Source organism: Burkholderia sp. BCC1996 (assembly GCF_905339955.1).
Lineage (GTDB): Bacteria > Pseudomonadota > Gammaproteobacteria > Burkholderiales > Burkholderiaceae > Burkholderia.
Genome location: NZ_CAJPHM010000096.1, coordinates 1 through 637, shown reverse-complemented (window position 1 = coordinate 637; position 637 = coordinate 1). Strand labels below are relative to the sequence as shown.

Annotated in this window: 2 protein-coding genes; both read left to right on the top strand. The window is 68.0% G+C overall.

Features of this window, described 5'->3' with window-relative positions:
• Positions 1-498, top strand: a 498-nt coding sequence (gene eutB / locus U4Z64_RS37370; protein WP_321822691.1) for an ethanolamine ammonia-lyase subunit EutB, incomplete at its 5' end; no start/stop codon positions are given.
• On the top strand, positions 390-637 hold a 248-nt coding region (locus U4Z64_RS37365), incomplete at its 3' end, for an ethanolamine ammonia-lyase light chain EutC (protein WP_321822690.1). The genes eutB and U4Z64_RS37365, both read left to right, overlap by 109 nt.

Sequence of the window (637 nt, the reverse complement as noted above, 5' to 3'; positions counted from 1 at the left end):
TTCGGCGTCGACCAGCAGACCTGCGAGGTGCGCGCGTATGCGGTCGCGCGCAAGTTCGATCCGTTCCTCGTGAACACGGTGGTCGGCTTCATCGGGCCCGAATACCTGTACGACGGCAAGCAGATCATCCGCGCGGGGCTCGAGGATCACTTCTGCGGCAAGCTGCTCGGCGTGCCGATGGGCTGCGACATCTGCTACACGAATCACGCGGAAGCCGACCAGGACGACATGGACACGCTGCTGACGCTGCTGGGCGCGGCCGGCATCAACTTCATCATGGGCATCCCGGGCGCGGACGACGTGATGCTGAACTATCAAAGCACGTCGTTTCACGACCAGCTGTACGTGCGCGAGGTGCTCGGGCTGCGCCGCGCGCCCGAGTTCGAGGAATGGCTGGAGACGATGGAGATCGCCGACGCGCACGGCGCGCTGCGCGCCGCGAGCGCGCGCGTGCCGCTGCTCGCGGGCGCGAACGACTGGATGGGGATTTCGGCATGAGCGACGCCGTCGAAAAGAACCCGTGGGCGCAGCTGAAGTCGTTCACGAACGCGCGGATCGCGCTCGGCCGCGCGGGCAGCAGCCTGCCGACCGCGCCGCTGCTCGCGTTCAACCTGTCGCACGCGCAGGCGCGCGACGC